Consider the following 26,265-nt stretch of genomic DNA (forward strand, 5'->3'; position numbering starts at 1 on the left):
GTCTGTCTGTCTGTCTGTCTGTCTGTCTGTCTGTCTGTCTGTCTGTCTGTCTGTCCAATTATGAGCTTTTAGCACGCCGTCGTCAACTCCTTTTCTGTAGATTTTTCAAATGTGCTAGTGCTCCTATTGTTATAAATTCATCTTACTATATCGAAATTCAAATGTCTACAGCAATATAGTGCGAAAAAGCAGGTATTAAGTTACTGCTTTTATTGTATCTGGAAAAAAAGTATTTCTCTTCCTTTTTCGTTAAATACTTCTCTCCCCTCCCTCAGGTTTCGCCGCGGCTTTTCTTCAAATCTTTTGGCAAACATGCTATAATAAGCGCATAGATAGGAGAAGCCGAATGCAGTCAACTTTGCTTATTTTTATCATACTATCCTGCGCGCTGGCGGCGCTTTGCCTTGTTTTGCTCATCGCCCTGCTGGCGCGCCGCTCCAACACCTCTGCCTCCCTGCAAGCGCTTTCCCAAAAGCTCGCGGCATTGGAAAACAGCAAAACGGCGGCCGATGCCTCTCTGCGCGGGGAGATCAACCATCAGTTCCAAACCCTCAGCCAGATTTCCATGACCGCCATTTCGGGCATTGGCAGCAGCACGGGCCAGCAGCTGGAGGAGATGCGCGCCACCATGGATCGCCAGCTGGCCGCCCTGCGCGGGGAGAACCAAAAAAGCCTGGAGCGCATGCAGGCCGCCGTGGATACCCGGCTTTCCGAGACGCTCAAAGCCGGGCTGGATACCTCGTTTCACTCGGTCAGCACCCAGCTGGAGCAGGTGTTCCAGAGCATGGGCGAGATGCGCGCCATCGCCGGCAATATCACGGATCTGCGCAATATCCTTTCGGGCGTCAAAAACCGGGGGACGTGGGGGGAAGTTCAGCTCTCTTCGCTCATGCGCGATATTCTCGCCCCCAGCCAATTCGAGGAGCAGATGACCATCCCGGGAACGCAGTCCCGGGTAGATTTTGCCATCAAGCTTCCGGGCAAGGGCAGCATGGTCTATCTGCCCATCGATTCCAAATTTCCCATGGATCGGTATACTTCGGTTCTGCTTTCCGAGGAGAGCGGAGACGCCGCCGATATCGCCGCCGCCAAAAGCGGCCTGATCCGGGCGGTACTGGAGGAGGCGCGCAGCATCCGCAAAAAATACATCTCCCCGCCCCATACGACGGATTTTGCCATTCTCTTCGTTCCCTCCGAGGGGCTCTATGCCATGCTGGCCGCGGAAGATCTGCTCTATACGCTTCAGCGGGATGAAAAAATCCTGCTTTGCGGCCCTTCGACGCTGGCCGCCCTGCTCAACAGCCTGCAAGTCGGTTTCCAGACGCTGGCCATCGAGCAGCAGTCGGGCGAGATTTTGAAGCTGCTCTCGGCCGTCAAAAAATCCTTCGGCAGTTTCTCTGCCAATCTGGAGAGCACGCGCAGGAGCATCCATGCCGCGGCAAATAATCTCGAGCGCGCGGCAGGCAATTCCCGCAGTATCCAGCAAAAGCTCCGCGCCGTGGCCGAAGCGGATATCTACGAAGCCCAGGCGCTTTTGGGCGAAGAATTTGTATTAGAAGAAAAGGAAGAATACCATGAAGATTGATAGAGGATACCCTCGGGCAACCATTACCAAAAAGGGCGAAGCCAGCCTGGCCTCCGGCCATAGCTGGGTTTACGAGGCAGAAGTGCTCTCGCTCTCGGATGAGCCGGAAAACGGCGCGCTGGTAGACGCCGTAAGCGAGAAAGGCAAATACCTGGGAACCGGGCTTTACAGCCGGCAATCCAAAATCCGCATCCGTCTGATCTCCCGCAACGCCAACGATAAATTCGATGAAGCTTTTTGGCGGCGCCGGCTTTCCCATGCCTGGGAATACCGCAAAACCGTCATGCGGGAGGATATTTCCTGCTGCCGGGTCATCTTCGGCGAGGCGGATCACTTCCCCGGCCTGACAGTGGATCTCTTCGGGGATGTGCTGGTTACGCAGACGCTCTCCATCGGCATGGAGCGGCTCAAGCCCCTGCTCTTTCCCATGCTTTTTGAGATGCTGCGCGCAGACGGCATCCCTCTGCGGGGCATTTTCGAGCGCAACGACGTGGCCATCCGGGAGCTGGAGGGGCTGGAGCAGGGCAAAGGCTGGTTCGCCTTGCCGGATGCGCCCAATCCCGGTGTGACCCAGACGACCATCGTGGAAAACGGCATCCGCTATCTGGTGGATTTCGAGAATGGCCAGAAAACCGGCTATTTCCTGGATCAAAAGTATAACCGCCTGGCCGTGGCCAAGCTGGCCAAAGGCAAGCGCGTGCTGGACTGCTTCACGCATACCGGCTCGTTTGCGCTGAACGCGGCAAAGGGCGGCGCAGAGCATGTTACGGCGGTAGACGTCAGCGCGGCGGCCATCGAGATGGCGCGCAAAAATGCCGAGGGGAGCGGCCTCGCCCAAAGGATGGATTTTATCACAGAAAACGTGTTCGATCTGCTACCCCGCCTGGAGGCCGAGCACGCCAAATACGACTTCATCATTCTGGATCCCCCGGCCTTTACCAAAAGCCGCAAAACTATGCTTAGTGCCATGGGCGGCTACCGGGAGATCAACAGCCGGGCCATGCGCATCCTGCCCCGGGGCGGGTATCTGGCGACCTGCTCCTGCTCGCATTTCGCTTCGGACGAGATGTTCCAGAAAATGCTGCGCCATGCCGCGGCGGATGCCAGCGTCAGCCTGCGCCAAATCGAGATGCGCCAGCAGGGGCCGGATCACCCCATCCTCTGGGGCATGCCCGAGACCAATTATCTCAAGTTCTATCTGTTTCAGGTTTGCTAAAAAGCATCGCGCTCCATCGCGCCAACATCGTCTTTTCTCAAGGAGGTTTTATGTCGTTTCAGTTTCCCGCCTACACCGCACCCGATTTCACCCTTCCGCGCTTTGCCGGGGCTCCGGATGCCGCTCTCGCTCCCGCGCCCATGGATAAAGTCGCCCCAGAAGGCTATCACGCCACCAGCATCTACCCGGAATATTTCAAGATAGACGGCGCATGGATTTTGGCCGAGGAAAGCCGGATGGACTGCGTCTCGGTCTACCGGGGCGGCGGCCGCATGGATGCCGTGGAGTTCCGCAACCTCAAAAAGGGCGATCTTGTGGTTTTGGGGCGCACGGAGGATGCCTCCCAAGGGATTTTCGTCCACGCCGATGGCTTCCAGCAGGAAGACGAGCTGGCCGAAACCTTTTCCTTCCGGCAGGGCCGCTCCCGTGAAACCGCCTATTCCAGGGACTACGACGAGCTCTATGCCCTTCTGCGGCAGGAACGCGCAGGCGGCGGCAATATCCTCTGGGTCATGGGCCCAGCCTGCTCCTTCGATGCCGATTCCCGCAGCGCCTTCGCCGCGCTCATCCGCGCAGGGTATGTCCAGGGGCTGATGGCGGGCAACGCCCTGGCCACGCACGATTTGGAGGCCAGCTACCTCAATACCGCCTTGGGGCAAAATATTTATACGCAAAAATCCCACTTCAACGGCCATTATAACCATATCGATACCATCAACAAAGTCCGCGCCTGCGGCTCTATTCCGGCCTTTATCCAGGCCGGCCATGCGGCAGACGGCATCCTCTATGAATGCGTCAAAAATGAAGTTCCCTACGTCCTGGCCGGCTCGATCCGCGACGACGGCCCGCTGCCCGAGGTTTACGCGGATGTCTATGCCGCGCAGGATGCCATGCGCAGCCTGGTGCGCCAGGCGACCACCGTCATCTGCATGGCCTCCACCCTGCATACCGTCGCCACGGGAAATATGACGCCCTCCTTCCGGGTGCGGGACGGCAAGGTGCGCCCCTGCTATTTCTACTCGGTGGATATCTCGGAATTCGCCGTCAACAAACTGCGGGACCGCGGCAGTCTCTCGGTAAAGACCATCGTAACCAACGTGCAAGATTTCATCGTACATGTGAGCCGGGCGCTGGCAGAATAAAAAGCAAACGGGCGTGCCCATGTTCAGATTAGGAGAAAAATGAAGCAGCTCTATTTGGTCGCCGGGACGATGGGCGTTGGCAAAACCACCGTCTGCCAGGCCTTAAAAAGAAAACTTGCCCATAGTGTATTTTTGGACGGCGACTGGTGCTGGGATATGCACCCTTTCCAGGTAACGGATGAAACCAAAGAGATGGTCATGCAAAACATCTGCTTTTTGCTGAACAGCTTCCTGCATTGCTCAGCCTTTGAGCATATCATCTTCTGCTGGGTCATGCACGAGCAGGCCATTTTGGACGAGCTTCTCTCCCGGCTGGATTTGGGAAACTGCGCAGTGCATGCCGCGGCTCTGGTCTGCTCAGAAGACGCTTTGCGCCGGCGGCTGCAAAAGGATATTGATACCGGATTGCGCCAGCCGGATGTTTTAGAGCGAAGCCTTGCCCGGCTGCCGCTTTACGACAAGCTGGAAGTGCGGAAGATAGACGTCTCGGCAAAAAGCGCGGAGAAAGCTGCGCAGGAGTTAGCCGAATTGAAGTAAATATTCCCTATGCCGGCAATAAAAAAGGCAGACGCAGAGAGTAGAGCGCCTGTCTTTTTTATTGCCGGAAACTTTCGTTTTTTCGCCCCATTTGATAGACCGCTACCTTCTTTCCCCTCTTTTTGCAATGTTCAATCACATATCTCGTCCCCCTCGAGCTCCCATCCCAAAAAGCGATCACCAGATCCGCATAATCGATGATTTGCAGGTTTCTTTTGAGCGGCGCGCTTTTGCCGTATCTCGCATATTCGGGCAGAAACTCTTTCAGCTTTAGATTATTTTCCCGTGCAAAATTTCTGGCACAAGTATCCACCCCCCTTGCTCCTCCCGAGACAATTTCCGACGTTTCCTTTGGTAAATACGGCGATAAATCTTCCACGCTCAAGCTGCGCGATCCCACGATAGCAACCTTCATTTCTCCCATTCCTTCATATAAATATGCGTCATTTTAATGTTATAATACCACCATTTTCGTTTTGGCGCAATAATTCCACTATAATTGAGCCATAATGACATTATGATATTATAAAGGAATAGAAAATGGACGATAAATTGTTGAGATACACATTAAGAGTCGATCGCCTGGTTTTTCAGAAGTTTCGGTATATTGCTGAATCGGAAGGCCGATCTGCAAATAAAGAGATTGAGCAATATTTGAAGAAACGAGTAACCGAATATGAAAAGGAGTACGGCCCAATTCCTACAGCGTCAGAAAAATAAATCTGTTCTATTTATGGCAGAAGCCTAAAAAGCTTCCTGCCATTTTATTTTGCTTTTCCCCATGTTCTTCACCAAAACGCAACAAAAAAGCTGTGAGCGATTGCTCACAGCTTTTTGTTTTTCTCAAGATGCCCTTAGACACCCTTCTTCGCTTTGCGGATGAGCTCCGCTTTGCGGAAGGTTCTTGCCGGCTCGTGGCCAGGCAGGGGCAGGAGTTTCTCGTGGATCGCATCCACGATGTCGCTTGCGCCGACGAAGAAGTACTTGTCGTACTCTGCGGAAGGCGTAATCCAGTTCTGGCAGCCCAGAACGAACGGAGCGGCATCCAGATAGTCGAAGCAGAGCTGGGAGAGGTTGTTTGCGATATCGTGCATGATGCTGCCTCTCTCGCAGGCCTCGCTGACCAGAATGACGCGGCCCGTCTTCTCGACGGATTTCGCGACCATCTCATAGTTGAAGGGAACGACGCTTCTCATATCGATAACCTCTGCGGATACGCCGTAACCTTCCAGCGTCTTCGCAGCATCCAGCGCGCTGTAGAGCGCCGGCCCAAGGGTTAAGATCGTGACGTCGTCGCCTGCTCTTCTGACAACCGGCTCGCCGAAGGGAACTTCGTAGTAGCCTTCCGGAACGCCCTCTTTGACGAATTTTTCAGGCATATCGTAGATCTTCTGGCTCTCGAAGAAGACGACCGGGTCCGTTCCAGCCAGGGCGGTGTTCATCATGCCCTTCGCGTCGTAAGGCGTAACCGGGTAGACGACCTTCAGGCCAGGAACCTGCGCGCACATGGAGGTCCACTCCTGGGAGTGCTGTGCGCCGTACTTGGAGCCAACCGAGATGCGCAGGACAACCGGCATCTTCAGAAGGCCGCCGGACATTGCCTGCCATTTCGCCAGCTGGTTGAAGACTTCGTCGCCGCAGCGGCCCAGGAAGTCGCCGTACATCAGCTCGACGATGGCGCGGCCGCCGCACATGCCGTAGCCAACTGCCGTGCCCACGATTGCGGACTCGGAAATCGGGGAGTTGAACAGTCTGTGGCGCGGAACCGAATCCACCATGTTTCTGGTAACAGCGAAAGCGCCGCCCCAGTATGCCACATCCTCGCCGTACATGACCAGCGTCGGATCCGTGTAGAACTTATCCAGCATTGCCTCGAACAGACCGTCGCGGATGGTATAGGTCTTGATCTTGGGAATCTCTTTGCCGTTCTCGTCGTAAGCGTATCTCGCTCTGTTTTTCAGCTGCTTAACGCGATCGTTATCCTCTCTTGCCGTCAGCATCTCTGCCGGGCGATCTTCCATCTTCTCAACATACTGGTTGGAGAACATGAGATCCTCGATGAGCTGCGGGTTCTTATCCAGATCGTAATAGGGAGTCTCTTCCTTATCAGCGGCAAGCTTGAACGCATTCTCGTTGCGCTCAATGATCTTCTTCTCCAGCGCTTCGATCTCTTCCTGCGTGCAGACGCCAGCTTCGATCAGGCTCTTTGCGAATGCGGGGATCGCATCCTGTGCCTGCCAAGCCTCGATTTCCTCCGTGCTGCGGTATGCGTTGACGTCGGACGGGGAGTGGCCGCTGAAACGGTAGGTAACGATATCCAGCATGACCGGGCCGTCTTCCTTGGCCAAGGGCAGTTTTCTTCTGTAAGCATCAATCACGGCCATGACGTTGAAGCCGTCAACACGCTCGACGTGCAGCTGCGTCGGGGAGACGCCGGCAGCGAAACGGGCAATCATGTTGTAGCCCATGGTCTCGCCGGTGGTCTTGCCGCCCATGCCGTAGGAGTTGGTGGAGAAGTTGAAGATAACCGGGAGGCCGCCCTTGTTATACGGCTCTTCCCAGAGCTGGCGGTACTGATCCATCGCCGCGAAGTTCATGCCTTCCCAAACAGGGCCGCAGCCAAGCGAACCGTCGCCCAGGTTTGCAACAGCAACGCCCGGCTTCTGGTTGACTTTCTTATAAAGGGCAGCGCCTGCCGCAACGCAGGAGGAGCCGCCGACGATAGCGTTGTTCGGGTAGATGCCGAACGGCTGGAATGCGGCGTGCATGGAGCCGCCCAGGCCGCGCAGGAAACCGACTTCACGCGCGAAAATCTCTGCCATTGCGCCATACAGGAAGAAGTTCTTTGCCGTCTCCTTCATGTCTGCGCCCTGGAGCTTCTCGCTGACTTTCTGATAAAGCGCGCCGCCCATGTAGCCTTCCATGATGCTCTTCAGCTCATCGTCCGAGAGCTTGTGGATGGCCGAGAACGCCTTTGCGATGATCTCGTGGTGGCTTCTGTGGCTGCCGAACACAAAATCGTTTGCATCCAGGTAGTATGCTTCGCCGACTGCCGCGGCTTCCTGGCCGATGGCAAGGTGCGCCGGGCCGGGATAGGTGTAGTTGACGCCCGCATACATGCCCTTCTGCTTGATATCCAGCAGCATCAGCTCGAAGGTGCGGATGGAGAACATATCCTCGTAGATGCGCATGAAATCTTCTTTGCTGAAGTTTGCTTTCTCATCTTCGATGGTCTTGTTATACTGGTTGACTTCAATGTCCTCGAAATGAATCTTTCCAGGAGCCCGAAGCTCGTTCGGGTCAGTATACAAACACTTTGGCATTTTACTTTTACCTCTCTTTAAAATATCGCAATTTCGCTTGGCGAAATTATTTCATCTGCATCATATCAAAGTTCTCGAGATAGTTCACGAGTGCTTTGAGGAAGTGCGCCGCAGGAGCGCCGTCGATGGCTCTGTGGTCGAAGGTCAGGGAAAGGCCCATTGCCGGGTATGTCTCGCCGTTCTTCTTCATGCGGTAGGTGATGCCGTCTACGCCCAGAATGCCCGTCTGCGGCGGGTTGATCACAGGCGTGAAGCTCTCGATGCCGAAGCTGCCCAGGTTGCTGACCGTGAACGTGCCGCAGTTTAAAAGATCCGGGTTGATATTGCCCTGCTTTGCAGCGGCGACAACCGTCTTGAGGTTCTGGGAAACTTCCAGCAGGCTCATCTTGTCTGCCGCGACAACCGCGGGAACCAGCAGGCCTCTGTCCGTATCCACCGCGCAGCCGATGTTGACGTCGTCGAACACGCGCAGGGTATCATCCAGCAGGTGTGCGTTCAGCTCGGGGAAAGCCGGCAGAACTTTGGAGACCGCGTGGATCATCATATCGTTGAGCGTGATGCCTGCGAACTCATCCGTGAAGGTGCACTCTTTGAACTTCTTGCGCAGCGCCAGAACGGCCGTCGCATCGAAGCTGGTGTTGAGCGTGAGCTGCGGGATGGTGGAAAGCGAGGTGGACATCGCCCGAGCAATGACTTTGCGGACGTTGCTCTGCTTCTTGTCCGTATATCCGCCGGATTTCGGCGCCTCTGCCACAGCTGCCGCAGGCGCTTCCGCCTTCTTGGCCGTGCCCGCTTCTGCCGCCGCGATGACGTCTCTTGCGATCACTCTGCCCTCGGGGCCGGTGGGCGCAATGCCGTCCGTCTCCACGCCCAGCTGCTTTGCAAAAGTTTTTGCTCTGGGGGAGATGGGCGCGCCGTTTGCCTCTGCCTTAGGCGCTGCTGCCGCTGCTGGAGCTGCCGCAGGAGCGGGAGCCGCCTCTGCCGCCGGCGCTTCGGGCGCTGCTGCCGGAGCTGCGCCTGCCGGGCGCTCATATTTCTCGCCGGGCTCGCCAATGACGCATACGTCTGCCAGGCACTCGACGACATCGCCTTCTTCATAGAACAGATCCAGAATCGTGCCGGAGAATTCCGACTCTTCATCGATGGAAGCCTTATCCGTCTCGTAAGAGAACAGCGGCTCGCCCTTCTCAACCGTATCGCCGACTTTCTTATACCAGGTCGTCAGGATACAATCCGTTACTGTAATGCCAACTTTCGGCATAATCACAACGTTTGCCATGTTACCTCCTAAAATGCGTCTTGGCGCAAATTTGAAACAGTATTAAATGATATTGCTGCCGCATGAAGCGCAGGAAAACGACGGACTTTTCCCTGCTCCCGCCGCAAACAACACATATTTGTAACAATTTTATTGTATCGCCTGCCCCCCGAAATGTCAATGTAGCGCAGGCTTTTTTTCATTTTTCCCAAAGACTTTCAAATTCGCTTCCGATTATTGACAAACCGCCGCAATTATTCTACCATTATAGCTGGATGTATGCCGATAGCATACGGTAACAGTATGGCAAAACATACGCATTCTATAAGATTTATATAAGAAGGAGTCTACTATGAACAAACGTTATGACGTTGCAGTTTTGGGCGGCGGCCCCGGCGGCTATGAAGCGGCCATTCGCTGCTCGCAGCTTGGCCTGAAGACGGCGCTCATCGAGGCGCGGGAGCTGGGCGGAACCTGCCTCAACAGAGGCTGCATCCCCACCAAAGCCCTGCTGCACAGCGCAGAGCTCTATGAGGAAGCGAAAAACGCTGCGAAATTCGGCGTCTCCACCGGCGAGATCACCTATGATTACGCGAAAATCGCCGCCAACAAAGATGCTGTCGTCGCCAGACTGACGGGCGGCATCGGCGCATTGGAAGCGGCGCACGGCGTTGATGTTGTAACCGGGTTTGGCAAGCTGACCAGCGCCAACACCATCGAGGTAGACAACGGCACAACCGTCGAGGCGGATAAGATCATCCTGGCCACCGGTTCCGCGCCTGCCCGCCCCCCGATCCCCGGCATTGACGGCAAAAATGTCGTTACCAGCGACGAGGTGCTGGCCATGAAAGAGCTGCCGGATAGCTTCGTCATCATCGGCGGCGGCGTCATCGGCATGGAGTTCACCACGCTGTTCGCGACGCTGGGCAAGAAGGTTACTGTTATTGAAATGATGCCTTCCATCCTGCCGGGCGTAGATGCGGATATCGTCAACTCCCTGAAAGCCAGCCTGAAGAAAAAGGGCGTTACCATCATCAACAACGCCAAGGTTACGGGCATCGAGGGCGGCGATACGGTTTCCGTCAGCTATGAGCTGAACGGCAAGAGCGAAGTCGCCACGGGCAGCGTCTGCGTCGTCAGCGTCGGCCGCCGCGCCATGACGGCTGGCATCGGCCTGGAAGAGCTGGGCATCAAGATGAACCGCGCGTTCGTCGAAGTGGACAGCTGCATGCAGACCAGCATCAAGAACATCTACGCCATCGGCGATATCACGGGCAAGATTCAGCTGGCTCACGTCGCTTCTGCTCAGGGCATGGTCGCCGCGGCCAACTGCGCCGGCAGAACCGCAACCATGAGCTACGATGTCGTCCCGGCCTGCATCTACTCCTCTCCCGAGATTGCCTACATCGGCATGACGGCAGACAAGGCGAAAGAAGCTGGCTATGATGTGGAAATTGGCTCCTTCAACGTCGCCGGCAACGGCAGAGCCATGGTCATGGGCGCCAACAGCGGCGTCGTGAAAATCATCGCCCAGAAGACCACGGGCAAAATCCTGGGCGCGCAGATTTTCGCTCCCAGAGCCACGGATATGATCGGCGAAATTGCCGTCCTGATGAAAAAGAACGGCACGGTTGCAGATCTCTCGGATACCATCCACCCGCACCCCACCGTCTGCGAGACGCTGATGGAAGCGGCGCACGATGCAGAAGGCCTCTCCTGCAACGCGATGCCCAAGAAAAAGAAATAAAAAAACCTGTTTGGAAAGCATTCCATCAGGAAGCAAAGATGCCCGCAGGAAAGCGCTTGTTTTCCTGCGGGCGTTCTTTTAATCATAAATCCGCCAAATAAAGGAAAGTAGCATGGAGCACAAAATAGTCATAGCCGAAACAGAGCGGTTGATTTTAAGAAGATACCAAAAAGAGGATTTGCCGGATCTATTTGAATATCTATCCGATAGGGAAGTCGTGGAATATGAGCCGTATCAGCCCCTAACCCTGGACGAAGCAAAAGAAAACCTTAAATGGCGCATCGGAACAGATGAAATGATCGCGATCGAGCTGAGGAGTTCCCATAAAATGATCGGCAACATCTATATGGGAAAACGCGATTTTGAATCATTGGAGCTAGGGTACGTCCTGAATAAAAACTACTGGAGGCGCGGTTATGCGGCCGAAAGCTGCAAGGCCTTAATTGAGCAGGCATTTTCAAATGGCGTTCATCGAATATACGCCGAGTGCGATCCCTGCAACCAAAATTCATGGAGATTGCTCGAAGCATTGGGGTTTCGGCGCGAAGCTCATTTCAAAAAGAACGTATATTTCTGGAAGGATGAAAACGGCAGAGCGATTTGGAAAGATACTTATGTATATGCCAAATTGAATGCCCAAAAATAGCTTCTCTCTGCCAAGATACATAAGAAGGCAAGCCAAATGGCTTGCCTTCTTTGCACGTTTTGTGCTATTTCTTATTTTCTATTGCCGCCATTTGCTCCAGCATTTCCAGCGGAAATGGCGGAGACGCCAGCGGCTTTAGGGCGATAGAAACCAGTTTAATGGGGTTGTCGTCCGCGGCAATGCGGTTGGAATGAATGGCGCCGCATTTGCGGCAGCGATGCAAAATCGCCCATTCGCCGTCTTTGCGCACCCAAACTCCGATGGCATCCATCACTCCCTTGCAGGGCGATGCGCGATCCCCCGGCTGTTCATCCAAATGGACGCTGGCCAGGCACTTTGGGCAGTGATTGCGGTGCCGGCTGCCCGCGCCCTCCTGCATGATAACTGCTCCGCAGGCTTGGCAGACAAAGCAGACCTCCTGCGGCTTCTCCTGGCCCGGCTGTTTCTTCTCTAAATTCAAGTGATTGTTCCTCCCTCAGCAAATTCATCCTGCTGGGAGGCTAAGCGGAAATTACTTCGCAAAAACCTCCCGGTTTGCTGCAATTTCCGATGCGTTATTGTAATTTTTCAAACAAATCTCCTTCCCTGCTCATTCGGCTTTTCGCCTTTTGGTTATCTTAACACAGAGGCTCCCCATTTTGCAAGGGTTTCGCATCATGCGCCTGTGCTAGCGGCGCAAAATTAAAAAGAGCGCATACCGCGCTCTTTTCTCGCTTTTGCTACGGCCGCAGACCGCTGCCGCCCTGCAGCGTGATGGTCTCGCCCGTCAGGTAGGAAGCGTCTTCCGAAGCCAGGAATACGCAGACCCGCCCAATATCCTTTTCCGCATCTGCAAAATGCCCCAGCGGAACGCCTTTGATGGTCTGCTCATACAGCGCCGGGTACTCTTTTCTCCAAGCCTCCAGGCCAGGCGTCATAGCCAGCGGGCAGACGACGTTGACGTTGATGCCATACGGGCCCCACTCTGTCGCCGCAACCCGGGAGAGGCCGCGGATGCCCTCTTTTGCCGCCGCATAGGAGGATTGCCCTGCGCGGCCCGCCAGACCCGCGCCCGAAGCGAAGTTGATGATGGCTCCCTTGCTCTCCTTGAGGTAGGGGAGGCATGCCTTCATATAGAAGAACGTCGCATAAAGGCCGGAATAGATAGCCAGGTCGAAATCCTCCTTGCTGTGCTGCTCCAGCATCATGCCGGATTTGGAGGTCTGCGCGTTGTTGATGAGCACATCGATCTTGCCGAATTTCTTGACGGCTTCCTCCACGACATGCTGAACCTGCTCTTCGCTGGCGCCGTCTGCGCCTACCGTCAGAACCTCGACGCCGTACTTCTCCTCCAGCTCCTTCTTCGCGCCTTCCAGCGTTGCCACCGTCCGGCCCGTGAGAACCAGCTTGGCTCCCTCTTTTGCAAAAGCAGTGGAGAGGCCAAAACCGATGCCCTTTCCGCCGCCTGTAATGATAACAACTTTTCCTTCCATTTTACCCATGGGGAAACCCTCCTTTGTAAAATTTCACATATAGTAACTATACCACATTTCCTATTATTTTCCTGCTTCCTGGCAAAAAATGCTCAAAATTCGGCAAAGCTTTCGCGCCGGCAAAACTGAACGCTTTGCCATATGAAAAAGCCCCGGCATAAGCCAAGGCTTTGATTCTTTGTTCTGTGCTAGCCCAAAATCAAGGAAGATCCTTCCATCTCTTCCGGCTTGGGCAGCCCCATCAGTTCCAGAATGGTGGGCGCGAGATCCGCCAAGATGCCTCCCTCTTTGAGCTTCGCATCTTTTCTTGCATCACTGACCAAAATGCAGGGCACTAGGTTGGTCGTATGCGCGGTAAAGGGGCCTTTGGTCTTGGGATCGATCATCATCTCGCTGTTGCCATGATCTGCCGTGATGATCACCTCGCCGCCGACCTCGCGAATGGCCGCCACAACCTTGCCGACGCATTCATCCACCGCCTCGCACGCCTTGACGGCCGCCTCCATAACGCCCGTATGGCCGACCATATCCGGGTTTGCGAAGTTTAAGATCATCACGTCGTAATTGCCCGAGCGGATCATCTCACAGGCTTTCTCTGCAACCTCATATGCGCTCATCTCGGGCTGCAAATCGTATGTCGCAACCTTGGGCGAAGGAATCAGGAAGCGATCCTCCCCCTCGTTCGGCTGCTCGACGCCGCCGTTGAAAAAGAACGTAACGTGCGCATATTTCTCGGTTTCCGCAATGCGGAACTGCTTCTTGCCATTTTTCGCCAGGTACTCTCCCAGCGTGTTGCTCAGCACCTGCGGCTTATACGCCACATGCACGTTCGGGAAGGTTTTGTCGTACTGCGTCATGCAGACGTAGTAAACCGGGAAACGCTCCCGCGCAAAGCCATCGAAGGCAGGATCGATAAAGGTGCGCGTGATCTCCCGCGCGCGGTCCGGGCGGAAATTGAAGAAGATGATGGAATCATCCGCCGAGACTTTCGCCACCGGCGCGCCGTCTTTGACGATGACCGTCGGAAGGACGAACTCATCCGTTATGCCCGCATCATAGGATGCCTGCATGGCCGCCACCGGGCAGCTATTCTGCTCGCCCTGGCCCAGCACCATCGCCTCGTAGGCCTTCTGCACGCGCTCCCAGCGGTTATCGCGGTCCATGGCGTAATAGCGCCCCATGACTGTGGCAACCTGGCCGGCGCCAATCTCTTCCAATTTTTCGCAGAGCTGCTCCATATAGCCCTTGCCGCTTTGGGGCGGCACATCCCGGCCATCCATGAAGCAGTGAATATAGACTTTCTCCAGCCCCTGGCGCTTTGCCAGCTCGACCAGCGCAAGCAGATGCTCGATATGGCTATGCACGCCGCCGTCCGAGAGCAGGCCCATCAGGTGCAGAGCCGTCCCCTTCTGCTTGGCGTTTTCGATTGCGCCCAGAAACTCCTCTTTCTGGAAGAAATCCCCATCCAAAATGGCCTTGGTGATGCGCGTCAGTTCCTGATAGACGATGCGCCCCGCGCCAATATTGAGATGGCCGACTTCCGAGTTGCCCATCTGCCCATCCGGCAGTCCGACGGACATGCCCGAAGCGCCGATTTTCGTCCAGGGATACTGCTGTTTCAGCGCGTCGATATTGGGCGTCTTTGCCGCCAAAACGGCATTGCCCGCGGCTTCTGCACGCTCGCCAAAGCCATCCAGAATCATCAGCGCCGTAAATTTCTTGCTCATAGGCTCTCCTTTAGTAATTGACAACTTTCGAGAAATCCTCTGCCTTCAGGCTGGCACCGCCGATCAGGCCGCCGTCGATTTCCTCTTTTGCCATCAGCTCGGAGACGTTCTTGGGGTTCATGCTGCCGCCGTACTGAATGCGGACGCTCTGGGCAACTTCGCAGCCGAAGACTTCCTTAACAGCAGCTCTGATGTCGCCAATCGTCTCGTTGGCCTCATCGGAGGTTGCGGTTTTGCCCGTGCCGATCGCCCAGATGGGCTCGTATGCGATGACCAGCTTTTTGACGTCCTCGCCGCAGATGCCAGAAAGCGCCAGCTTGGTCTGCTTGCTGACGATCTCCCGCGTGATGCCCTGCTCTCTCTCCTGCAGGCTCTCGCCCATGCAGATGATGGGGCAAAGGCCGGCGGCAATCGCCGTCTTGACTTTTTTATTGACGGTCTCATCCGTCTCAGCGAAATACTGGCGGCGCTCGCTATGCCCGATGATGACATATTCCACGCCAATTTCCTTCAGCATATCCGCGGAAATTTCCCCGGTGAATGCGCCGCTCTTCTCGAAGTGCAGGTTCTGCGCACCCAGCTTGACGTTGCTGCCCTTGAGCGCCTCGGCTACTGCCGGCAGGCAGACGTACGTCGGGCAGACCACAACTTCAGCCTTGGCATCTGCGACCAGCGGAAGCAGATCTTTCACCAGCGCCACCGCCTCGGAAGGGGTTTTATTCATTTTCCAGTTTCCCGCGATAATTGGTTTTCTCATACTATCCTCCAAATCCTTTTTTCCCTTAAAGTGGGGTAATCGTTAGAAAGCTCCGCCCCGAAGGGCGGAGCTTATCGTACCTAAATTATTCCTTGACGTTCAGCGCCGCAATGCCGGGGAGCTCCTTGCCCTCCAAAAATTCCAGGGAAGCGCCGCCGCCCGTGGAGATGTGCGACATCTTATCGCCGTATCCCAGATTCTTGACTGCCGCCGCCGAATCGCCGCCGCCGATGATGGTCGTCGCGTTGGTTCCTGCCATCGCCTCGGCAACTGCCCGGGTTCCGCCTGCAAAGCTGGGCATCTCGGCAACGCCCATCGGGCCGTTCCAGATGACCGTCTTTGCCCGGTTGATCTCTTCTGCGAAGATCATGCGGGTCGAAGAGCCGATATCCAGCGCCATATAGCCTTCGGGGATGCTGTCTACCGGCACCATCACCGTCTTGGCGTCGTTATTGAATTCATCCGCCGCGACCACATCGATGGGCAGCAGGATCTTGACACCTTTGAGCTTTGCCTTTTTGAGCAGCTCGCTTGCCAGCGCGATGCTGTCCGCATCCACAAGGGATTTGCTCATGTTATAGCCCTGGGCGGCCAGGAACGTATTGGCCATGCCGCCGCCGATGATCAGGCAGTCGACTTTGTTGAACAGGTTCTCGATGACGGGAATCTTATCCGCGATCTTTGCGCCGCCCAGAATAGCCACGAAGGGGCGATCCGGGTTCTCCAGCGCGCCGCCCATGAACTCCAGCTCTTTCTTGATGAGGAAGCCGGCAACAGCGGGCAGATAGTGCGTTACGCCTTCTGTGGAAGCATGTGCGCGGTGCGCCGTGCCGAATGCGTCGTTGACGAAGATCTCCGCATAGCTTGCCAGCTTCTTAGCAAACTCGGGATCGTTCTTGGTCTCTTCTTTGTGATAGCGCAGGTTCTCCAGCAGGACAACTTCGCCGTCTTTGACAGCGGCAACTGCCTCATCCGCGCTCTCCCCGATGACATCTTTCGCGAAGGTTACTTTTGTATCCAGCAGCATCTGCAAACGCTTTGCCACGGGCGCCAGCGAAAATTCCGGCTTGAATTCGCCCTTGGGCCGGCCCAGATGCGAGCAGAGTATAACCTTTGCCTTGTGATCCAAAAGATACTTGATGGTGGGCAGCGCAGCCTGGATTCGGGTTTCGTCGGTAATTTCGCCCTTATCGTTTAATGGCACGTTAAAATCTACCCGAACCAATACTTTTTTGGATTCTACAGAAATGTCTTCAATCGTCTTCTGTTTCATGATGATTCTCCTTTTCTTGCTATATCCACTATAAAAAAGCAGTTTCCTGCCTAGTAAAGTCTCTTTCAGATCTACGTCCCACCACATTACATTTTAAAGAGATTTTCCGGCTTCGTCAACCATATTTTGCAAAATGGCAAAAAGAGCGCGTTTCCCCACTCTTCTTGGAGAACATTTTCGCATTTTTCCTCTCTCCCCCACATAACCGCCCTCCCGGCGCACTCTCTCCCCACTCTCCGCCATTTTTGCATCTCTTCTCCCGGGAAATAAATCCCATCTTGCGGCGGCACAAAAAAAGAAGGGCCTTTCCCCTTCTTTTCTGCGCGGCTATCTCAGATCCGGAAAGCCCATCTGCCGCGCCGCTTCATAGGCCGCAATGGCCACAGAGTTGGCCAGATTGAGCGAGCGCAGCCCTTCCCGCATGGGAATGCGCACAGCACGCTCAGGATTGCCATAGACGATCTCCTCGGGCAGCCCTTTTGTCTCTTTGCCGAAAATCAGGTAGCTCTGCTCCTGATAGCGCACCTGTGTATACGTCCGGCTGGCTTTGGTGGAGAAATAGTAGAAATCGCCGCCCGGGTTTTGCGCATAAAAGGCATCAAGATCCGGGTAAACCGTGAGCTTTAGCTTATCCCAGTAATCCAGGCCGGCCCGCTTCAGGTGTTTTTCATCGATGGAAAAGCCCAGCGGCTCGATGAGATGCAGATGCGCGCCTAAAATGGCGCAGGTGCGGGAAATATTTCCCGTATTGCCCGGAATCTCCGGCTCGACTAACACGATATTAAGCATGTTTCTCCCCCTTCCTTCCGCTGGTCAGCGCGATGGCCGCCCGAAACAGCCAAGGGCGGTAGGGCGCGACGGCCTTTTTGGGGCAAAACTCCATACAGCAAAAACAACGGATGCAGTTTTTCTTTGCGATATGGGCTCTGCCGCCCTTTGTTTTTATCACATGCGCCGGGCAGACGTTGGCGCAGATACCGCAGCCCACGCACTGCTTCGGCAGGATTTTGGGCTTGAGCGCCAGCCAGCGCGAGATCGGCCGCGCGAGCCAGCCGGGCAGCTTTGCCCCGGCCAGGCTGCCATCCGAATCGCTGGCCCGGACGAATTTTTCCACCAGATGCTCTTCTATCTTCTCCCCGACGACCTGCACCTGCCCCAACAGCCCGCGTTTTTCCGCCGCGGCCAGCACCGGGATTTCCCCGCGTTCAAATCCCAAAAGCCGCACTGCCGCATCATCCGCCGCGTAGGGCGAGGCCGATGCCACAAGCACGCCCATATGCCGGGGGTCTCCCGTGCCCGGGCCCTCCCCTTCCATGCCCCAGACGCCATCGATGATGGAGAGCTGAGGCGCGACCGTCTGCGCAATATCCACCAGCATATCCGCAAAGGCTTCGCGGCTCTGAAAGCGGAAATGCAGTTCGGCTTTGACCAGCCCCGGAATTGCGCCGTATAAATTCTTGGTTGCGCCGGAATAGACGGTCAGCGTATGGCTTTTGAGCTTGGCGATGTTGATGACGAGATCTGCCTGAGCCAGCGGCGTTAAAATTGGCATTTCCCGGTAAACCGCCGCCTGCTCGCTGTGCACCGTCTGCTGGCCGCAGTCGAAATTGAGCCGCATGCCCGTCTGCCGGGCGGCCTCCTGCATGCCGGATGCCGCATAGACGCCTTTGAGCACGCTCTGGTTATACGCCCCGCCCGGGCTTTCGGCCAAAACCGCCTCCGCCCCCAGGGCGATCACCCGCCGGGCCACCGCCGCGACGATGGCCGGGTGCGTTACGGCGCACTGCTCCGGCCTGCTTTTATGCACCAGATTGGGCTTGATCGCCACCCGCATGCCCGGCCGAACCCATTGCTCCAGCCCGCCAAGCAAAGACAGGGCTTCGTCCAAAGCCCTGTCTACCGTTTTCTCCTCATAATCCGCGCAGGAAACAAGCGCTGCTCTCTCCAAAATCTGCCTCCTATAACAGGAATTTTTCGATGGTTTTGGCGACGCCCTCTTCATCGTTGCCCGGCGCGATATAATCCGCCGCGGCCTTTGCCCCGGGGCAGGCATTGCCCATGGCCACGCCAAATCCGGCATACTCGATCATCTCGATGTCGTTTTCACCATCGCCAAATGCCATCACCTGCTCTGGCTTCAGCCCCTTCATTTGCATCACCATCTTCAGCCCGGAAAGCTTGGTCAGCCCGGGATTGGCCAGGTCGATATGCCCGAACTCGGAATAGACCACGCCCAGATTGCTCTGCCGCTGGAAAATCTCGATGAGCTCCCGGGCGCGCTTTTCCTCAAAATGCAGGACGATGAGCTTGCCCGTTTTTCCGATGACATCCGCCAGCAGTTTTTCCGGATCCTGATAAAAATGCAGGGTCGCCATAATATCGTTATCCGGGCGATCCGCGGCCCAGTGCCGGGCGGCCTGCATGGTGTAATCGTTGTCCAGGCAGCAGGTATACCCCTCGACGTTGACAAACAGCGCCGCCCGCTCTTTTTGGCAGAGTGCGGAAATCTGCCGCAGATCCGCCTCTGAAATCAGCGAGTGAAAATATACTTTGTTTTCATCCATCACCGCCGCGCCGTTGCCCATCACTGCCGGCCCTGTGATGCCCAGCGGTCGCAGGATATCGAAAAGATACGTCGTATACCGGCCAGTCGCGATGGAAATCTCGATGCCCTTTTGCATTGCGGCGCGCAGGGCATCTGCCGTGCGGGGCGTGATCTCCTTTTTTGACGTTACCAAAGTGCCGTCCATATCGATGGCCAGCAGCTTAATTTGCTCTAGTTTTTGCACGCTTCCACAAACTCCCGTATCCGTTTTAACGCTTCGATGATGTTTTCCATAGAGGCCGCATAGGAACAGCGGATATACCCCTCGCCGCTCTGCCCAAAGGCCGTCCCGGGCACGCAGGCCACGCTCTTTTCAAAAATCAGCCGCTTGCAGAATTCCTCGGAGGAAAGCCCCGTGCTCTTGATGCTTGGAAAAGCATAGAACGCGCCTCTGGGCTCGAAGCAGGAGAGCCCCATCTCCCGGAAGCTCTCGACGACCAGCGTCCGCCGCCGGTTATAGTTGCGCACCATATCCGCCACCTGCGGGAAGCCGCTCTCCATCTCATCCTTCAGCGCCTCGATGCCGGCCACCTGGCTCATGATCGGCGCGCACAGCATGGTATACTGATGGATTTTGACCATCGCCGCGATGACATCCGCCGGCCCGCAGGCATAGCCCAGCCGCCAGCCCGTCATTGCGAAAGCCTTGGAAAATCCGTTGATGAGCAGCGTCCGCTCCTCCATGCCCTCGGCAAAGGAGGCATGCCTGCCGCCGTACGTCAGCTCGGAATAGATCTCGTCTGCAATGACAAACAGATTGTGCTTTACGATCACCGGGCGGATGGCGTCTAGCTGTTCGCGCGTCATAATCGCGCCGGTGGGGTTGTTGGGATAGGGGATGACGATGGCCTTGGTTTTTGGCGTGATGGCCCGCTCAATCTGCTCGGGCGTCAGCGTGAAATCCTCGGCTTCGCCCGTCTCCACCGGGACAGGAACGCCATGGCAGAAAGCCACGCCCGGCTCATAGGAGACATAGGAGGGCGCCGGGATCAACACCTCGTCTCCCGGCTCGATGAGCGCCCGAAATGCCAGATCCAGCGCCTCGCTGGCCCCGACGGTTACGAGAATCCGGCTGGCGGGATAGTGCACATTGTAGCGCGAGGCCAGGTATTTCTCGATCAGATCCCGCAGCTCGGGCATACCGAGGTTGGAAGTATAGTGCGTGCGCCCCTGCTCAATGGAGCTGATGGCCGCCGCACGCACATTCCACGGGGTAACGAAATCCGGCTCGCCCACCGAGAGCGAGATGACATTTTTCATATCGCTCGCAATATCGAAGAACTTGCGGATGCCCGAAGGCGGCACCGCCGCGATATGCGAAGCCACGAGTGTTTCCCTGTTCACGGCGTCACCACCAATCTTTCTTCCTTCTCATCGCCCACCAGGATTTCGCCGTTCTCCTTGTATTTGCGCATGATGAACAGCGTCTCCGTGCTGGTTACGCCTTCGAGCACAGAGAGCTTCTCCCAGACGAATTTGGAGATATCCTTCATGGCTTTGCACTCGACCCGAATGGCCAGATCGCACCGGCCAGACATCAGATACAGCGATTTGACTTCCGGGAACTTATCGATGCGCCGGGCAATATCGTCGTATCCAAAATCCAGCTTTGGCGCAACTTTTATCTCAATCAGCGCTTCGGCCGGGGCATCCTCCCCCAAAAGCTCGGAATTGACCGTGATGCCATAGCGCAGAATAATGCCTGCTTCTTCCATTTCCCGGATGGCGGCCGCCACTTCCTGCTCCGTTGCGCCCAGCATCGCGGCGATGTTTTTATTCTCAATCTTCGCATCTGCCCGCAGAATTTCGAGAATCTCTTTCTTCAGCTCCATAAAAACGCCCTCCTGTGTCAATTTTTGTTATAAGTATAGCGGGAAAGCGCGCCTGCGTCAATCGCGCAGGCATCTTCCCTCCCGGCAAACTCTATTTTTCCCCTCGATTTTCACCAGAAACCGGCAGCAATCTCCTCCGGCCAGAAGAGACTGCTCTCTGATCACACTGCACCGAAGCCGGGGCAGCGCCTGCTCCAGGCAATACAGGATGCTCTGGCACGAGCATTCGCAAAGCATCTCGCTGGCCGTATACCCGCCGCTGTGCCAATCGCATCCGCAGACAGCATATACGATCTCATATTGCCCCCCCCCCGGCATGATTTCCCTTGTCCGGATTCCCTCGTTCTCGCCAAGCAAGGAGAAGAACGCCGGGATATTCTCCCCCGCCTTCCGGCTGGCCTGCCGATACAGCGCCAGCGGAGCAGAGCGCGCGCACGGCTCCGCGCATTGGCGGAACAGCGCTTCCCTCTCCTTCTGCGGGAGAACGGATGCGCCCTGCATCAGCCCGGTGATCCAGTTTTTTGCAAAAGCATCGTCTAGCACGTGTGTCTCTCTCCAAAAAGAGGCAAGCGGATTGCGCTCGCCTCTTTTTTCTATTTTCCTTTGCGGATCGCTTCCATTTCGGCAACAGCCTGCGCATCCACAGCCTTTGCCATGGCCAGAAGCTCCGCATCCGAGAAGGTCGTGTTGCGGCCCTTTTGGTATTCCGCGTCGATGGCCTTGCGGATGCCGTCCACCAGCGCGCCCCGCTTATCCACTTTCCTGCCCTCGGGCAGCCGGAACGTGGTGTTCAGCCAATGCGCGATGCCCGCAGCGCCCGAATGCTCGCCGATCAGAACCTTGGCCGGGTTGTTTAAAATCTTATCCGTATCGAAGATATTATAGATCTCCTCATCCTTCATCATGCCGTCGGCATGGATGCCCGCCCGGGTGGCATTGAAATGCTCGCCCACAAAAGGCGTGCGCGGATCGATATGATAGCCAATTTCCTGCTCGAAATAATCGGCGATCTCGGTGATGACCGAGAGATCCATGCCGTCCGTGCGCCCGCGCAGCTCGGCATATTCGATGGCCATGGCCTCCAGCGGGCAGTTGCCCGTGCGCTCGCCAATGCCCAGCAGCGAGCAGTTGACCGAGGCCGCGCCATACATCCAGGCCGTCGCCGCGTTGACTTCCACCTTATAGAAATCGTTATGCCCATGCCATTCGAGCAGCTCGGAAGGCACGCCCGAATAGAAGCGCAGGCCATAGACGATGCCGGGCACGCTGCGGGGCAGCGCCGCGCCCGGATAGGGCACGCCATAGCCCATGGTATCGCACATGCGAATCTTGATCGGAATTTTCGCATCCGCCATGAGCCGCATGAGCTCGTTGGCAAAGGGGACGACAAAGCCGTAGAAATCCGCCCGGGTGATATCCTCAAAGTGGCAGCGCGGCCGAATGCCCAGCGCCAGCGCATCTTTGACGATGCCCAGGTATTTATCCATCGCCTGTTTTCTCGTCAGCCCCATCTTATTGAAGATGTGGTAATCCGAGCAGGAGACCAAAATGCCCGTCTCCTTGATGCCCAGGTTTTTCACCAGCTCAAAATCCTTCTTGCTGGCGCGGATCCAGGTTGTAATTTCGGGGAATTCATAGCCCAGATCCTGGCAAAGCGCCAGGGCTTCCCGGTCTTTTTCGGTATAGACAAAAAACTCGCTCTGCCGGATGATGCCGTTTTCCCCGCCCAGCCGGTGCATCAGCTGGTAGAGATCCCGGATCTGCTTTGGAGTAAAAGGCGCCATGGCCTGCTGCCCATCCCGGAAGGTCGTGTCCGTAATCCAGATCTCATCCGGCACATACTGCGGCACGACGCGGTGGTTGAACCGCGTTTTGGGGATCTGATCATAGGGGAAAACATCCCGGAACAGCACAGGCTGCTCCACATCCTGAAGCGTGTAGTGGTAGTCATTTTCCTGCAATAGGTTTGTGCGTCGATACTGTTTTTCCAACTCTGCACCTCGTTTCTCTTAAAATGAAAATTTTATATTACCGCGCCCGGAGATTTGCGCAAACCGGCGCGTCCTCCAAATTCCAGCGGCTGCCTTCTGTTTATAAAAAAGCTGCAGGAAATGCTGCAGCCTTTTTCCCACTCTATTCAAGCTCCTGGCAGAACTCCCGCAGCCGGGAGACGCCTTTTTTGATGTTTTCTTCGCTGGTTGCATAAGAGAGCCGGATGAAGCCGTCTGCGCCAAAGGCCACGCCTGGCACAACCGCCACCAGCTTTTCCTGCAATAGGGCTTCCGAGAACTGCACAGAGCCGGAAATTTTTTGCCCATGGTATTTCTTGCCGTATAGCCCTGCGATATTCACGAAGATATAGAATGCGCCCCGGGGCATCCGGCAGGAGACGCCGGGAATCTCGCTCAAAAGCTCGTAAATCAGCTGTGCCCGCTGGGCAAAGATGGAGACCATCTTTTCCATATCCTCCTGCGGCCCGCGCATGGCGGCCAGCGTCGCATACTGGGAGATGGAGCAGGCGTTGCTCGTGCTGTGCCCCTGGTAGCTGGCGCAGAGCTTGGCGACCTGCGCCGGCGCGATGAGATAGCCGATGCGCCAGCCCGTCATCGCATAGGCCTTGCTGGCTCCGTTGATGATGATGGTGCGCTCTTTGGCATCTTCGGAAATGGAGGCGATGGAAAGCGCCTGCTTTCCATAGACCAATTCGTCGTAAATCTCATCCGAGATGATATAGAGATCGTGCGCTTTTGCAAACTGCGCGATCTCCTCCAGCGCCTGCCGGCTATAGACATTGCCGCAGGGGTTGGAAGGGTTATTCAAAATAATGGCGCGGGTATGATCGCTGACTGCTCTTTCCAGATCCGCCAGCTCGGGCTGGAAGTCGTTTTCCTCCCGGGCCTGCACAAAAACCGGGACGCCCCCCGCCATTTTGACTTGCTCCGGATAAGTCAGCCAATAGGGAGAGATGATGATGACCTCGTCTCCCGGGTTCAAAATCACCTGAAAGGCATTATAGAGGCATTCCTTTGCGCCGCTGGAGACCACCACCTGCGCCGGTGCAAACTTCAGGCCGTATTTATGCTCATAGCGATCGCATGCGGCCTGCCGCAATTCCATGATGCCAGGGACGGGCGTATATCTGGTTTTTCCAGATTCGATGGCCTCAATGGCCGCCTGGCGAATATAGGCCGGCGTATCAAAATCCGGTTCCCCAACACCAAATCCAACCACATCTTTCCCCTGCGCCCTAAGCTCGCTGGAAAGTGCGTTGATGCCCAGTGTGAGAGATGGGCTGATTGCCTGTGCCTTGTTTGAAACTTGCATGTCTGCGCCTCCGTGTTCCTTCATTTTCTTCTTGTCGTTTTATTATCATAGCAGAATCATCCGCATAAAACAAGAGTAAAATGAAAAATTTAATTTGGAAAACTGCACATTTTACAAGTTTTTTTCTTGTTTGGCTTTCTTTTTGAAAAGAAAAGTAATTTTATAATTGCAATGTTTCATTTTAATTCAAAGGGCAGCGGCCGCCAAAATTGCTTGCCATTGCCCTTTAAAATCATTATACTATAAATGGAAAGAAATTTCACATTTTGCCCAGGAGGCCCTTTTATGAGCGAATACCTGCTCTCCACCAGCTCGACCACGGATCTGCCAAAGTGGTATATCGAGCAAAACAACCTGCTGTTTTTCTCCTTCTCCTTCGATATGGAGGGCAAGGAATATCGGGATAATTTTGGCGAAGATATGCCTGTGAAGGATTTTTACGCCAATCTGCGCTCAGGCATCGATTCCACAACCTCCATGATCAACCGCGCCGCATTCGAGGCGGGCTTCATCCCCTATCTGGAAAAGGGCGTGGATATTTTGCACATCGAATTCTCTTCTGCGCTTTCGGGCAGCTATCAGAATGCCCGGGCAGCAGCCGAGGAATTGAATGGGAAATACCCCGGCAAGCTGACCGTCATCGATTCGCTCTGCGCTTCTCTGGGGCAGGGATTATTGGTGGATTACGCCGTCCAGATGAAAAAAGCCGGCAAGAGCCTGCAGGAGGTTGCCGAGTGGGTAGAGGCCAATAAGAAGAACATCATCCACTGGTTTACCGTGGACGACCTCAATCATCTGCGCCGGGGCGGGCGCATCTCCAAAGCTTCCGCATTCTTTGGCACCATGCTGCAAATCAAGCCTGTTTTGGATGTGGACGACGCCGGGCGGCTGATTCCGCATTTCAAAGTGAAGGGCAGAAAGAAATCCATCCTCGAGATGTTTAACCGCATGAAGGAGGATATCAAGGATCCCGACGGGCAGACGGTGTTCATCAGCCACGGCGACTGCCTGGAGGATGCCGAAGCCCTGAAGGCGATGATCACGGAGCATTTCAAGATCGACAATGTGCTCATCAACTATGTCGGCCCGGTCATCGGCGCGCATTCCGGCCCGGGGACGCTGGCGCTCTTCTATATGGGCAAGCAGCGCTATAACTAAACTTTGCAAATGAGAAAGAGCGGCAGATTCTGCCGCTCTTTTTGCGCCAATTTTCTGCTATTCCAGCTCAAACAGCGCCTTCTCATAATCCTTGACATAGTATTTGACGTTCTTTCTGCCCTTTTGCAGAACTTCATGCCCTTCGGCCTCCAGCTTCTCCTTCTGGGCCAGCTGGCCGCCGGGGTATTTGGGATTGAGCTCTCCGTTTGCCCGAAGCGTCCGCCAGTAGGGCGTCTCGTCCTGCCCGCGCTGATGGCTGGCCCAGGCCGCAATCGAGACAAAAATGCCTGCCGTGATGGGGTCGGTAAGATCTGCCCCGGCCTGCTCTGCCAGATGCTCCCGCATGGCGCCCACGGTGATCAGCGCCCCGCGCGGAACCTGCCTCATCAGCGCATCATAGGCCATAGGCGGCGCAAAGTACATCTTCTCCCCGCCGTATTTTTGAATGGATGCCTGGTCTTTCAGGATCTGAATTTTTGGCATATCCTTATTTTGGCGCAGCATCGCGTTAAAATCCTTTTTCTCCTCATTTGCCATTTTGCCACCTCCTGCCCTTATCATAGAGAATGCCGCCCGCTCTTGCAATGAGGCTGTTTTTTATTTTTGCAAAATTTTCTCTGTTTCCACGGAATAAACACTTGCCATCCTCCGCCAAAATGCCCA

24 protein-coding genes are annotated in these 26,265 nt (G+C 55.6%); 7 read left to right on the forward strand and 17 right to left on the reverse strand.

Annotated elements, in window-relative coordinates; translation table 11 throughout:
* Positions 1 to 346 precede the first annotated feature (346 nt).
* Genes rmuC through AALG83_05660 form a run of 4 tightly spaced genes read left to right on the forward strand, consistent with a single transcriptional unit; the run spans position 347 to position 4,480 of the window.
* Positions 347 to 1,585: a DNA recombination protein RmuC gene (gene rmuC, locus AALG83_05645; GenBank protein ID MEY8382638.1), complete on the forward strand. Its 1,239-nt coding sequence runs from the start codon at positions 347 to 349 to the stop codon at positions 1,583 to 1,585.
* Positions 1,575 to 2,801, forward strand: a complete 1,227-nt coding sequence (locus AALG83_05650; protein ID MEY8382639.1) for a class I SAM-dependent rRNA methyltransferase — start codon at positions 1,575 to 1,577, stop codon at positions 2,799 to 2,801. Before rmuC ends, AALG83_05650 begins: the two co-directional genes overlap by 11 nt.
* 50 nt (positions 2,802 to 2,851) lie before the next feature.
* Positions 2,852 to 3,943 (forward strand): hypothetical protein, encoded by a 1,092-nt coding sequence (locus tag AALG83_05655; GenBank protein ID MEY8382640.1) that lies wholly within the window; start codon positions 2,852 to 2,854, stop codon positions 3,941 to 3,943.
* A 39-nt stretch (positions 3,944 to 3,982) separates the two neighbouring features.
* Positions 3,983 to 4,480 carry an AAA family ATPase gene (locus AALG83_05660; GenBank protein MEY8382641.1) on the forward strand — a complete coding sequence of 166 codons (498 nt, stop codon included), beginning with the start codon at positions 3,983 to 3,985 and terminating at the stop codon, positions 4,478 to 4,480.
* A 58-nt stretch (positions 4,481 to 4,538) separates the two neighbouring features.
* Here the strand turns inward: AALG83_05660 and AALG83_05665 are convergent, their stop codons facing one another.
* The 3 genes from AALG83_05665 to AALG83_05675 all read right to left on the reverse strand — a co-directional run bounded on the left by AALG83_05665 (position 4,539) and on the right by AALG83_05675 (position 9,082).
* On the reverse strand, positions 4,539 to 4,895 hold the full coding sequence (locus AALG83_05665; protein MEY8382642.1) for a hypothetical protein: 357 nt from the start codon (positions 4,893 to 4,895) through the stop codon (positions 4,539 to 4,541).
* Positions 4,896 to 5,334: 439 nt separating this feature from the next.
* Positions 5,335 to 7,803 (reverse strand): thiamine pyrophosphate-dependent enzyme, encoded by a 2,469-nt coding sequence (locus tag AALG83_05670; protein ID MEY8382643.1) that lies wholly within the window; start codon positions 7,801 to 7,803, stop codon positions 5,335 to 5,337.
* A gap of 46 nt (positions 7,804 to 7,849) precedes the next feature.
* Positions 7,850 to 9,082 carry a dihydrolipoamide acetyltransferase family protein gene (locus AALG83_05675; protein MEY8382644.1) on the reverse strand — a complete coding sequence of 411 codons (1,233 nt, stop codon included), beginning with the start codon at positions 9,080 to 9,082 and terminating at the stop codon, positions 7,850 to 7,852.
* 331 nt (positions 9,083 to 9,413) lie between these two features.
* On the opposite strand from AALG83_05675, the gene lpdA reads away from it, so the two are divergent.
* Positions 9,414 to 10,808: a dihydrolipoyl dehydrogenase gene (gene lpdA, locus AALG83_05680; protein MEY8382645.1), complete on the forward strand. Its 1,395-nt coding sequence runs from the start codon at positions 9,414 to 9,416 to the stop codon at positions 10,806 to 10,808.
* Between the two features lie 112 nt (positions 10,809 to 10,920).
* Positions 10,921 to 11,454 (forward strand): GNAT family N-acetyltransferase, encoded by a 534-nt coding sequence (locus AALG83_05685; protein MEY8382646.1) that lies wholly within the window; start codon positions 10,921 to 10,923, stop codon positions 11,452 to 11,454.
* A 64-nt stretch (positions 11,455 to 11,518) separates the two neighbouring features.
* On the opposite strand, the gene AALG83_05690 is transcribed toward AALG83_05685, so the two are convergent.
* The 13 genes from AALG83_05690 to AALG83_05750 all read right to left on the reverse strand — a co-directional run bounded on the left by AALG83_05690 (position 11,519) and on the right by AALG83_05750 (position 24,444).
* Positions 11,519 to 11,914 carry an RNHCP domain-containing protein gene (locus tag AALG83_05690; GenBank protein MEY8382647.1) on the reverse strand — a complete coding sequence of 132 codons (396 nt, stop codon included), beginning with the start codon at positions 11,912 to 11,914 and terminating at the stop codon, positions 11,519 to 11,521.
* 259 nt (positions 11,915 to 12,173) lie between these two features.
* Positions 12,174 to 12,935 (reverse strand): SDR family oxidoreductase, encoded by a 762-nt coding sequence (locus AALG83_05695; protein ID MEY8382648.1) that lies wholly within the window; start codon positions 12,933 to 12,935, stop codon positions 12,174 to 12,176.
* Positions 12,936 to 13,114: 179 nt separating this feature from the next.
* Positions 13,115 to 14,653, reverse strand: coding sequence for a 2,3-bisphosphoglycerate-independent phosphoglycerate mutase (gene gpmI, locus AALG83_05700; GenBank protein MEY8382649.1), 1,539 nt, complete (start codon positions 14,651 to 14,653; stop codon positions 13,115 to 13,117).
* 10 nt (positions 14,654 to 14,663) lie between these two features.
* Complete coding sequence (gene tpiA / locus AALG83_05705; protein MEY8382650.1) at positions 14,664 to 15,410, reverse strand: triose-phosphate isomerase; 747 nt, start codon at positions 15,408 to 15,410, stop codon at positions 14,664 to 14,666.
* 85 nt (positions 15,411 to 15,495) lie between these two features.
* Positions 15,496 to 16,689 (reverse strand): phosphoglycerate kinase, encoded by a 1,194-nt coding sequence (locus AALG83_05710; protein MEY8382651.1) that lies wholly within the window; start codon positions 16,687 to 16,689, stop codon positions 15,496 to 15,498.
* A gap of 321 nt (positions 16,690 to 17,010) precedes the next feature.
* On the reverse strand, positions 17,011 to 17,472 hold the full coding sequence (locus AALG83_05715; protein ID MEY8382652.1) for a tRNA (cytidine(34)-2'-O)-methyltransferase: 462 nt from the start codon (positions 17,470 to 17,472) through the stop codon (positions 17,011 to 17,013).
* The gene (locus AALG83_05720; GenBank protein MEY8382653.1) at positions 17,465 to 18,631 is read right to left on the reverse strand and encodes a DUF362 domain-containing protein; all 1,167 of its coding nucleotides are present in this window, start codon (positions 18,629 to 18,631) and stop codon (positions 17,465 to 17,467) included. Before AALG83_05720 ends, AALG83_05715 begins: the two co-directional genes overlap by 8 nt.
* 10 nt (positions 18,632 to 18,641) lie before the next feature.
* The gene (locus AALG83_05725) at positions 18,642 to 19,472 is read right to left on the reverse strand and encodes a Cof-type HAD-IIB family hydrolase (GenBank protein MEY8382654.1); all 831 of its coding nucleotides are present in this window, start codon (positions 19,470 to 19,472) and stop codon (positions 18,642 to 18,644) included.
* Complete coding sequence (locus AALG83_05730) at positions 19,460 to 20,632, reverse strand: aminotransferase class I/II-fold pyridoxal phosphate-dependent enzyme (GenBank protein MEY8382655.1); 1,173 nt, start codon at positions 20,630 to 20,632, stop codon at positions 19,460 to 19,462. Before AALG83_05730 ends, AALG83_05725 begins: the two co-directional genes overlap by 13 nt.
* Positions 20,629 to 21,120, reverse strand: coding sequence for an Lrp/AsnC family transcriptional regulator (locus AALG83_05735; protein ID MEY8382656.1), 492 nt, complete (start codon positions 21,118 to 21,120; stop codon positions 20,629 to 20,631). Before AALG83_05735 ends, AALG83_05730 begins: the two co-directional genes overlap by 4 nt.
* 57 nt (positions 21,121 to 21,177) lie before the next feature.
* On the reverse strand, positions 21,178 to 21,663 hold the full coding sequence (locus AALG83_05740) for a hypothetical protein (GenBank protein MEY8382657.1): 486 nt from the start codon (positions 21,661 to 21,663) through the stop codon (positions 21,178 to 21,180).
* Positions 21,664 to 21,713: 50 nt separating this feature from the next.
* The gene (locus AALG83_05745) at positions 21,714 to 23,111 is read right to left on the reverse strand and encodes a 2-isopropylmalate synthase (protein ID MEY8382658.1); all 1,398 of its coding nucleotides are present in this window, start codon (positions 23,109 to 23,111) and stop codon (positions 21,714 to 21,716) included.
* Positions 23,112 to 23,253: 142 nt separating this feature from the next.
* Positions 23,254 to 24,444, reverse strand: a complete 1,191-nt coding sequence (locus tag AALG83_05750) for a pyridoxal phosphate-dependent aminotransferase (GenBank protein MEY8382659.1) — start codon at positions 24,442 to 24,444, stop codon at positions 23,254 to 23,256.
* A gap of 285 nt (positions 24,445 to 24,729) precedes the next feature.
* On the opposite strand from AALG83_05750, the gene AALG83_05755 reads away from it, so the two are divergent.
* Positions 24,730 to 25,602, forward strand: a complete 873-nt coding sequence (locus AALG83_05755; protein MEY8382660.1) for a DegV family protein — start codon at positions 24,730 to 24,732, stop codon at positions 25,600 to 25,602.
* Positions 25,603 to 25,659: 57 nt separating this feature from the next.
* On the opposite strand, the gene AALG83_05760 is transcribed toward AALG83_05755, so the two are convergent.
* Positions 25,660 to 26,139, reverse strand: a complete 480-nt coding sequence (locus AALG83_05760) for a methylated DNA-protein cysteine methyltransferase (protein MEY8382661.1) — start codon at positions 26,137 to 26,139, stop codon at positions 25,660 to 25,662.
* Positions 26,140 to 26,265: the final 126 nt, after the last annotated feature.

It is taken from the genome of Christensenellaceae bacterium 44-20, assembly GCA_041223705.1.
Lineage (GTDB): Bacteria > Bacillota > Clostridia > Christensenellales > Christensenellaceae > QANA01.